Raw genomic sequence first — 9,900 nt, 5'->3', positions numbered from 1 at the left:
GTAGTCGGCAACCGGCAGTCGGTGGTCGGTAGTCGGTAGTCGGTAGTCGGTAGAGGTGTCCTGGCGGTCAGTGATAGTAGAGGATGAAAACCACTGACTACTGACTACTGACTACTGACTACTTCTTCCTCACGCTGCTTGCGCCAGTCTTTGCGAACGCATGACACGTTGGGCGAAGGCGGCGGGGGTGGCGCGTTCCAAATCTTCGGGGACGCGTTGTCCCGCGCAGAGGTACAACAGTGGCAGCGCGGCGGTTACCGCGACATTCACCGCCGCGCCGGGTTGTACGGTTTCATCGAGCTTGGTCAGCACCAAGCGATTGACGCCGTACAGGGCAAACTTGTTGAGCGCGAGTTGCGCTTCGTCGGGGTGGTTGGTGGCGGGCAGCACCAGACATTTGAGCACGGAGCGTTGGGCGCGCAGGTAATCGGCGAATTCGAGTTGATCGGCCAGGTCGTGCGGACTGCGGCCCGTCGTGTCAATCAACACCGTGGCTTGCTTGGCAAAGCGGCGCAGCAGCGCGTCCAGCTCGGCGACTGAACGCGCGACGTGGCAGCCCGCGCTGATGATTTCGGCGTAGGTTTTTAACTGTTGCACCGCCGCGATGCGATAGGTGTCGAGCGTGATCAATTCGACGCGGAGGCGCGCGCGCAAGGCAATGTGCGCCGCCAGTTTCGCAATCGTCGTGGTTTTGCCCACGCCCGTCGAACCGATGAACGCGGCGGCGCCATTGCCGCTCAGCACCGCGTCGGCGAATTGCACCCAGTTGGGCAGCGCGGAAGACAAGGCCAGGTGGGCGCGGTCATGGGCCATGTAGGCGTTGCTTGAGACGACCGCGTTTTTGACCGCCTGTCGCGCCAGTCCGGCGGCGAGGCCGGCATTGCGCAATTCCTGATAAGTTTCGTAAGTGGGCGCGTCGTACAACGCCGGATCGTCTTCGACAACGGCGGGGCGCGCGGCAGGCCGTGCAGCGACGGCGCCCAGCGTGAATTTCATCTCGCGCAATTCCGCCCAGAGCCGCGCCAATTCGGGATCACGTTCGGTGGCCAGGGCGGGTTTGCTTTTGGTGGCGACACCGGTGGCGGTGGCGGTGGTGGTGCCGGTGCTGATGGTAGTGGATGGACGGACAGCGCCCGGCTGGTTGAAGAGCGGTTCGGGGTGCTGGTCGGCGGCGGATGATGGGGGGCGGCGATGGACGATGCGCGGCGCAAAATCGGCCAATTCGACGCCCTCGCGGTTCGGCTCGGGAGCGCGGTGCGGCGCACGGTTGGGCGTAGCTTCAGTTGCCCTCGGACCGCTGTTGCCAGCGTAGGCGCGCGCCGCGAGCGCAGCGAAAGCCTTCAGACCTTGTTCTTCATTCACCTCAAACGAGGGCGCGCGACGCGGCGCCGGTGTGGCGGCGGAATCATCCGTCAAATTGAGCTTGGGGCGGTGCAGCGGCGGCGGCATAGGCGGCGGCGGCACACGGGCGCGTTCGGCGGCGGCGTTGGGCGCGGGTTTGCCGGTGTCGTTGGGCGCGACGCGCACTTCAATCAGATTGCGCGCACCCACGCCGAACAGCCCACCCGCTTTGACCTGTTTGGTTTCGAGCACCAGGGCATCCTCGCCGAGTTCCTCTTTGATTTGCATGAGCGCCTCGCGCAAGCTGGGTGCTCGATAGCTTTTGATCTTCATAGTTCACTCAGACGGGAGGGCGGAAACGGTGCAGTACGGGGAGTGCCAGAGCATTGTTCAGAGTTCACGCTTCAGCGTGTTTTCCCGACCTCGGACACGCTGAAGCGTGAACTCTGAACCTTAATTTGATGCCATTGTGCTACCACTCCCCGTACTGCATTCCATATTTCGCAATCCGCAATCAACCAACTGTTCCAATCGAAACGAGGCGCACATTGGGTGCGACCTCGCCGTGAGCAATCACCGCCAAGTCTGGCAAGAAGCGTACCGTAAGCTTCCGCAAGTGCGGGCGCACCGCCGCCGAACACAAAATCACAGGCTGCGAGAGCACGGCGGCCTGGATGGCGGACTCGATTTTTTCGAGCAGCAGGCGCCCGAATTCCGGCTCAAGCGCCTGTGTTTGCGTGCTGCCGTTGAGGCCGAAGCGCTCGGCGAATTGGCGCTCCAACTGCGGCGCCAGCGTGAGCACGGTGAGTTCGCCGTTCTCGCTCGACAGGCCCGAACAGATCGTGCGCGCGAGCGCGGCGCGGGCCGCTTCCGTCAAAGCGTTGACGTCGCGCGTCAGGCTTCCGGCATCGGTGATCGCTTCGAGGATCGTCGCCAGATCACGAATCGGCACCGTCTCGCGCAAGAGGTTTTGCAAAACGCGCTGCACCTCGCCCAGGCTCAAGACTTTGGGCGTTGCTTCTTCAACCGTCTTCGGATGCGTCTCGGATAGTGTGTCCAGCAAGGCGCGCGTTTCCTGACGGCCTAGCAAGTCGGGCGCGTAACGTTTGATGACTTCGGATAGATGTGTGCAGACGACCGTGGTCGGATCAACCACCGTGTAACCCGCCGCCAAGGCGCGGTCGCGCACTTCCGCCTCGCGCAACCAAACGGCGGGCATGCCAAAGGCCGGATCGGTCGTGGCGATGCCTTCGATTTGTTCGCGCACCGCGCCGGGATCAATCGCCAGCAAATTGTCGGGATAGAGTTCACCGCGCGCGACGCGTTCGCCTTTGAGCAGGATGGCGTATTCGCGCGGGTTGAGTTGCAGGTTGTCGGTGATGTGCACGGGCGGCACGATGATGCCCAGATTGACCGCGATCTGACGGCGGATTTCACGCACGCGCCCCAAAAACGTATCGCCCGCGCTGACCAGCGGGATTAGCCCGTAGCCGACTTCCAACGCCAGCGCATCCAGCTTCAACAGCTTTTCGATCTTCTCAGGTTCGGGCGGAAGGGCGGCTTGCGCGCTCACCACTTGGGCGGCTGCGTGCGCTACGGTTTTGTTTTGCGCCTGTTGCGACAGATAGCCGCCGCCCGCTGCCAGCGCGGACAACAACAAAAATGCGGCGTGCGGCATGCCCGGCAACAAACCCAGCGCGCCCAGGACTGCCGCGGCGATCAACAAAGGACGCGGGTTGATCAGCAATTGCGAAGACATCTCTTCGCCCATGTTTTCTTCGGACGCCGAACGCACGGTGATCAACGCGGCGGCGACCGAAACAAAGAGCGAAGGCACGGCGGCGGCGACGCCATCGCCGACGGTGAGGATGGTGTACGTCTGCAAGGCGTCGGACAGCGCCATGCCGTGTTGCAACACGCCGATGGCGAAGCCCGCGATGATGTTAACGGCGGTGATCAGAATCGAAGCCACGGCATCGCGTTGCGTAAAGCGAATGGCGCCATCCATTGAGCCGTGAAATTCGGCGGCCTGGCCGATGTCGTGACGGCGGCGCTTGGCTTCGTGTTCGTCAATGATGCCAGCCGAAAGATCGGCATCCACCGCCATCTGCTTGCCGGGCATCGCATCGAGCGTGAAGCGCGCAGTGACTTCGGACGAACGTACCGCGCCGTGGTTGACGACCAGGAATTGAATCGCCAGCAGGATCAGGAAAATGACGATGCCGACGACGTAATTGCCGCCGATGACGAATTCGCCAAAGGCCTTGATGACCTGGCCCGCCGCGCTGGTGCCTGTTTCGCCGTGTGACAGAATCAGGCGCGAGGTCGCCACGTTGAGCGCCAACCGGTACAACGTCGTCAACAGCAACAGACTGGGGAAAGAGGTGAACTTGACCGGTTGCAGGATATAGACCGAGACCAGCAGCACGACGATGGAAATCATCAGGTTCATGCTGATCAACACGTCCAGCAGCAAGGGCGGCAAGGGCACCAACAGAACGAGCAGAATCACGACGGCGGCGATAGGCGCGGCCAAATGCGAATGACGGCTGGCAGAAATGAGCAGGCGGTCAGTGGTCGGATTCATCTAGGTTACTGAAGGTTTGGCCGGATAGTCGTGGCTATCCGGCCATCGTCAAGATGCTGGCCGGATCATCGTGGTAATCCGGCTAATCAAGCCCAGTGCAAGCGCGGTGCCACGTCAACATTTTCTCCTAACGTTACCAACGCGCCACAAAGAACGCCGCGAAACCGTATAAACAAAGTTAGCCAGGCGTGGAGGCCGCATTTGCTGCTCCTGTGCACTGTGGGTGAAGTGTCGGGAATCAGACACCGGTGTCGGAATCTGGCCTGGGTACGCAGCGCTTCCAGCGGGCTGACTTGGCGACGGACGGACAAATGCTGAAAGGAAATCCTGCGACACAATTCCGTCTACTGCCGAGACTGCACGCCGAAAGCGGTGCGTACCCAGGCTTAGCCCGTGAATGGTTGAAAGGTGATTTGATTTTTGGGTAGTGGTAAAAATGTAATGCTGCATTTTGCAGCCGCGTAGCGGCGACTTGAATTTAGCCCGGCGTTTCAACGCCGGGTAGCATCGTTCATAGTGCCCGCGTCGCGTCGCGACGGTTGAAACTGAGGCCATTGCCGGAACGTTTCAACCGTCGCGACGCGACGCGATACTGCTTCGTCCGACTACCGTGGTTTGAAAACCACGGCTAAATTCACCTTGTCGCTACGCGACAAAAACGGACGAGCATTACATTTTTACCACTACCGATTTTTGATGAGTGATGGCACAAGCAGCGCAGAGGCAGACCTGCCTGTCAGCGGGGCTGCCTCTGCGGTTGGGTAGTGGCCTAAAGTTGTGTTGCCGTCTTAGTTGAGGGGGGTGACGCTTATGGTTGTTCCGTTGGCCGGCCACAAGCGTTAAGTGCGGCGCTGATCTCTACGAGGGGCAGAATCGCGCGCGCCGCGCCGCGCTCAATGGCGCTTTTCGGCATGCCCGCGACGACGCAGGTGTCAGGCGCTTGGGCAATCGTCAACGCGCCCGCTGCGGCGAGGCGGCCCAGGCCGTCGGCGCCGTCGCTGCCCATGCCTGTCATCAAAACAGCCACGGCGTGTCCGCCTGAAGCCTGGGCGACGGAATCGAATAACACATCGGCGGAAGGGCGATGACCGCTGACTAGCGGCCCTTGCGTGTCTACGGCCACACGATACTGCCCTTGCGCACGCGTCACCCGCAGGTGCGCGCCACCTGGGGCGATGAGGGCGAGGCCGGGGTGCAACAGGTCTCCGTGGGCGGCCTCGCGCACTTCGATCCGGCTTGTGCGGTTGAGCTGTTCGGCCAGCATCTTGGTGAACCCAGGCGGCATGTGTTGGACGATGGCCAGGCCGAGCGGGAAATCGGCGGGCAACGCGGCCAGCACGATCTCTAAAGCCGGCGGCCCGCCGGTGGAAATGCCGATGGCGGCAATCTCCGGGACAGTTTGGCCGGCCCAGCGCGTGATTTGCTCAAGCGGCGTGCGTGCGTGCGGCGGAGTGAGCGAACCCGTCGTGCGGCGCAGTCCATTTGGCGCGGCTGGTTTTGGTTGGACGGGGCCGGATTTGATGACCCGCGCGCCAGCCGCACCCCTTACGCGCGCGGCCATGTCCGTCGCAGCGGTACCAGAGGTCAAGGCCGCGAGCGAGGGTTTTTCGATGAAATCCACCGCGCCGCGTTTCAAGGCTTCGAGCGTGGCCTGTGCTCCATTGCTGGTGAGCGTGCTGCACATCACGACCGGCAGCCCGTATTCCGCCACGATGTGTTCGAGCGTTGCCAAACCGTCGAGCCGCGGCATTTCGATGTCCATTAAAATCACGTCCGGCCGAATGCGCTGCAAGTGATCGAGCGCGAATTGCCCGTCCATCGCGGTGTCAACGATCTCGATGCCCGGGCTGCGCGACAACATTTCGGCCAGCAGTTTGCGCATCAAAGCCGAGTCATCCACGATCATCACGCGGATCGGTTTGGTGGCGGTAGTAACAGTCATTGGACTCATAAAACTTCCTTTGCGCCTGCCCGGTTGCGACTTGCCCTCAAGCACCGCTCAACGGCGCTGCTGAGATTGGTGTCTGAAGCGTGTGCGCCGGGCAAGTCTGCGGTACGCGCCCGCCGAAAACGCCGTCAAGAGCGCCGTCAAACATAAGCCCGCGCCCGCGTCGGCGTGTTGGCGGGCGCGGCGCTGGGACGATTCGGCGGACGCATGAGGCTGTCGGTGCGCGCGCCTTGGGTGGCCTGCTGGACGATGGCGTACTGGTCGAGAATCAAGACCACCTGACCATCGCCCAGGATGGAGGCGCCAGCCACGAGTTCCGCTTGAATCAACGAATCGTCCACGGTCTTTAACACCAGCTCCTGTTCGCCGAACAGGCGTTCGACAGCCAGGCCCACGACGCGCCCATCACCCAGTTCCAGGACGAAGACGAATAAACGTCCCTCCGTGCGGCTCTCGCCCGGCGCGCGCAGCCCCAACGCTTCATCCAGGCGAATGAGCGGTAAAACGCGCTCGCGCAAGCGCAGCACCTCGCGGCCATTGACGGTTTTCACTTCGTTGGCGCGCAGCCGGGTGATCTCACGGATTTCATCGAGCGGCAAGGCGAAGCGGCGGCCCGCCGTTTCGAACAGCATGGCGCGCACAATCGCCATCGTCAGCGGCAACTTGATCGTGAAGCGGCTGCCTTGCCCCAACACGGAACTGACCGCGATTGAACCGCCCAGCGCATCCACGGTCGTTTTCACCACGTCCATGCCGACGCCGCGCCCCGACAGATCGCTGACGATTTCTTTGGTGGAAAATTCGGGCAGAAAGATCAACGCGATCTTTTGCTGATCGGTCCAGTCTTTCACTTCGTGCGCCTTGACCAAACCCTTTTGGATGGCCTTGGCCGCGACCTGGTCGGCATTGATGCCCGCGCCGTTGTCTTCCACTTCGACCGCGATTTGATTGCCGACGCGCCGGGCGCGCAGATGGATGACACCTTCTGTGGGTTTGCCGGCGGCTTGGCGCACGGCGGGCGGTTCGATGCCGTGATCACAGGCGTTGCGTACCAGATGAATCAACGGGTCGCTGATGATTTCGACAATGGATTTATCAATTTCGGTCTGGCCGCCGGTGACGTCCAGGCGCAACGGTTTGCCCAGTTTGATGCTGGCATCGCGCACGACGCGCGGGAAGCGGCGAAAGACTTGATCAATCGCCACCAACCGCATGCGCATGACGCTTTCCTGCAATTCAGCGAGTGTGCGCCGGGTTAAGTCCACGGCTTCTTTCAACCCGCGCGCGTGTTCGTTGCCGTGGCGTTCGGCGTCCAGTTCCGCCGTCAGCGCGGCAATCATCGAACGTTGAATGATGAGTTCGCCGATCAGGTTCATCGCCGCATCAATACGCTCCGATTCGACCCGCAACGTCGTGCCGGAACCGGGTTGCCGCCCGGTGTTACGTTGCTCTTCCGGGGGCCGGGTTTCTGCGGGGGCGGTTTTGCTGGGGGCGGGTTGCGGCGTTGTCGCCGTGCCCGGCACGAACATGGCGGCAGGCGCGGCGGCCAAGGCTAAATCCGGGGCGGGCGCTGGGGCGGTTGGGTTAGCGCGCGCGCGGTTGCGGGGCGCGCGTTTCCGCGTCGTTGTTTTCGAGTTCAGTGCAACCGTGGCCGTCGCAACCGCCTCAACGAACGGTTCTGCGTCGGAGGATTCTTCGTTGAGTGCGGCGAGACCGGCGAAGAGATGCGCAATATCGGGTTTCGGGCCTTCGTCACGGTAATAACGGAGCAACTCGGCCAGGGCATCGGCTCCGGCCAGCAGCAGATTGATCAAGGCTTGGCTGACGACGCCTTGACTGGTCGCCACCCGGTTGAGCGCATCTTCATAGCGATGGGCGAGCTGCATGAGTTCGTCAAAGCCGAATGCCGAGGCATCGCCTTTGAGCGTGTGCACGGCGCGTTTCACCGAACGCAGCGACTCTACATTCCCCGGTTCGCGCTCAACGCATAAAATCAGGCCGCCGAGAGAATCCACCACTTCGGTCGCCTGCTCAAAAAACGCCGCCCGCAATTGGGCCAGCTCTTCGTCACTAAACATTAAATCTTCTGACATCGTAAGGCCCCCAAAGCCGCGCAGCAGCGGCGTTCAAAAGAGAATTGGGAAAAGTTCGGTGAAGTCGCGAGCCGTCCGGGAACGTCCGGGTACAGCGCAAGGCGGCGGGTTGTTCATTGGTCATCGTTCATTGTTCATTTGTCATTGCCTGACAGCGCGTTCCGCAATGACAAATGAACGATGAACAATGAACAATTTATTTTTGAACAAAGCCTTAGTCTTTCTGATAGACCACCCCGCCATTGTGCATGCGTAACTGCAAGCCGACGCCCAACCCCTGCAAACTTTCCGAATGACCGATAAACAAGAAACCTGCCGGGGCGAGACGCTCGGCAAAGCGCTGGGCCAGACGGGCTTGCTCCTGGCGGGAAAAGTAGATCATGACGTTCCGGCAAAAGATGGCGTCAAAGCGGTTCGGTGGAAAGGGGTCGCGCAAATTGTGTTGCTTGAACGTCACCAACTGCTTCAAGGTTTGCTTGACGCGAATCTGCCCGCCCAAGTCATCGAAATAGCGTGAACGCAATTCGGCGGGCATGGTGTCGAGGCGCGCCTTGGGGTAAACGCCCGATTGCGCCGCGGCCAGGACGGTCGGCGAAATGTCGGTGGCGAGAATTTGGACGCCCCAGGTGAACAAGGGCCGCACCGCTTCTTGAGCCAGCATGGCGAGCGTGAACGCCTCCTGACCGGTGGAACAGCCCGCGCTCCAAATCTGCAAGTGTTTCGGTTCGCTGGTGGCGCGCTTGCGCGAAATAATCTCTGGCAGCACGAGGCGCGCGAACAGGTTGAGTTGCGGCACATTGCGAAAGAAGGTGGTCTCGTTGATCGTCAGGGCGTCAACCAGCGCCATCAGCGCGGTTTCATCGCCCGCCGTCAGCAACTGCACGGCATACGCAGCGGCGTCGCGCGCGCCCGCATTGCTGGCCAACGTGGCGAGGGTGCCGACGAGCAGGTCGCGGCGCTCAGCCCCAAATTGCATCAACGTGCGCCGTTCAATGATGGCCGCCAGCGCATTCAGATGGGCTTCGGGAATGCAAACCGGGCGCACGCTGGGCGTCGCCTGGGGAAAAAAAAGACTTGGGGATTGAGTTGTCATACCTTACCAGCGAGTGTTTCGAAGTGGATGGATGTTTAAGCGGCAAGCGGCGTGATTGCGTCAAGCGCGGACAACTGCGTGACCGTTAACACCTTTTCAATTTCAATCAGGATGAGCAGTTCATGCTCCAGCTTGCCCACGCCCTTGATATATTGATTGCTCAACCCGGCGACCATCGGCGGCGGCGCTTCGATTTTGTCGGCGGCCAGCTTCAAGACCTCTTTGACTTCATCCACGATGATCCCGACGAGCCGGCCGCCGGTTTCGATCACCAGAATGCGGCTCTTGCGATCCCACACGCCTGGGGGATTGCCGGGCGCTTGATTCAGGCGTTTATGCATATCCACTACCGTGATCACGCGGCCCCGCAAGTTGATCACGCCTTCGATAAATTCGGGCGCTTGCGGGATGCGGGCGATGGCGGGCACACGCACGATCTCTTGCACCATGGAAATCGGCACGCCGAATAATTCATTGCCGATGCGAAACGTAACCAGATGCAATGTCTCAGCCATAAACTCGGTTCCTTCCTTTGGTTGTGTGTCTGACGATCTGTCAACCGGGCGCGTCTGCCAGCCAGTTGATTTTGCGGCCAGTTGATTTTGCGGGCGCTGGGCAAGCGCCCAGCCCGCGCGGTCCCGCTGTCAGCTTGTGCCAGCGCCATGCGTGCCGGTTTGAACGGGTACTGAGCACACTGGCAACTTAGATCGGTTTTCATTTGCGTGTACGGTAGGCTGTACGGTAGGCGCGCCGCGCCGGGACAGTACCGTACACGCAAATGAAAACCGATCTAAGTTGCCAGTGTGCTCAGTACCCGTTCAAACCGGCACGCATGGCG

6 protein-coding genes are annotated in these 9,900 nt (G+C 61.3%); all 6 read right to left on the bottom strand.

Translation table 11 applies throughout. The annotated features are described in order from the left end of the window. Positions 1 to 129: 129 nt before the first annotated feature. The gene (flhF, locus tag HY011_35400) at positions 130 to 1,674 is read right to left on the bottom strand and encodes a flagellar biosynthesis protein FlhF (protein MBI3428241.1); all 1,545 of its coding nucleotides are present in this window, start codon (positions 1,672 to 1,674) and stop codon (positions 130 to 132) included. A 181-nt stretch (positions 1,675 to 1,855) separates the two neighbouring features. Beyond that, positions 1,856 to 3,928 (bottom strand): flagellar biosynthesis protein FlhA, encoded by a 2,073-nt coding sequence (gene flhA, locus HY011_35395; GenBank protein MBI3428240.1) that lies wholly within the window; start codon positions 3,926 to 3,928, stop codon positions 1,856 to 1,858. Positions 3,929 to 4,736: 808 nt separating this feature from the next. Continuing rightward, complete coding sequence (locus HY011_35390) at positions 4,737 to 5,870, bottom strand: chemotaxis response regulator protein-glutamate methylesterase (GenBank protein ID MBI3428239.1); 1,134 nt, start codon at positions 5,868 to 5,870, stop codon at positions 4,737 to 4,739. 146 nt (positions 5,871 to 6,016) lie between these two features. Beyond that, on the bottom strand, positions 6,017 to 7,969 hold the full coding sequence (locus HY011_35385) for a chemotaxis protein CheA (protein ID MBI3428238.1): 1,953 nt from the start codon (positions 7,967 to 7,969) through the stop codon (positions 6,017 to 6,019). Between the two features lie 214 nt (positions 7,970 to 8,183). Then, positions 8,184 to 9,062: a protein-glutamate O-methyltransferase CheR gene (locus HY011_35380; protein ID MBI3428237.1), complete on the bottom strand. Its 879-nt coding sequence runs from the start codon at positions 9,060 to 9,062 to the stop codon at positions 8,184 to 8,186. A gap of 35 nt (positions 9,063 to 9,097) precedes the next feature. Continuing rightward, the gene (locus HY011_35375; protein ID MBI3428236.1) at positions 9,098 to 9,577 is read right to left on the bottom strand and encodes a purine-binding chemotaxis protein CheW; all 480 of its coding nucleotides are present in this window, start codon (positions 9,575 to 9,577) and stop codon (positions 9,098 to 9,100) included. Between the last annotated feature and the right edge of the window lie 323 nt (positions 9,578 to 9,900).

Source organism: Acidobacteriota bacterium (genome assembly GCA_016196035.1).
Taxonomy (GTDB): Bacteria; Acidobacteriota; Blastocatellia; order RBC074; family RBC074; genus JACPYM01.
This window is presented reverse-complemented; position numbering and strand designations above follow the sequence as displayed.

Excerpts from the sequence above, each read along its gene's own strand:
- flhF (MBI3428241.1), bottom strand. The coding sequence starts at position 1,674 with ATGAAGATCAAAAGCTATCGAGCACCCAGCTTGCGCGAGGCGCTCATG.
- flhA (MBI3428240.1), bottom strand. The coding sequence starts at position 3,928 with ATGAATCCGACCACTGACCGCCTGCTCATTTCTGCCAGCCGTCATTCG.
- HY011_35390 (MBI3428239.1), bottom strand. The coding sequence starts at position 5,870 with ATGACTGTTACTACCGCCACCAAACCGATCCGCGTGATGATCGTGGAT.
- HY011_35385 (MBI3428238.1), bottom strand. The coding sequence starts at position 7,969 with ATGTCAGAAGATTTAATGTTTAGTGACGAAGAGCTGGCCCAATTGCGG.
- HY011_35380 (MBI3428237.1), bottom strand. The coding sequence starts at position 9,062 with ATGACAACTCAATCCCCAAGTCTTTTTTTTCCCCAGGCGACGCCCAGC.
- HY011_35375 (MBI3428236.1), bottom strand. The coding sequence starts at position 9,577 with ATGGCTGAGACATTGCATCTGGTTACGTTTCGCATCGGCAATGAATTA.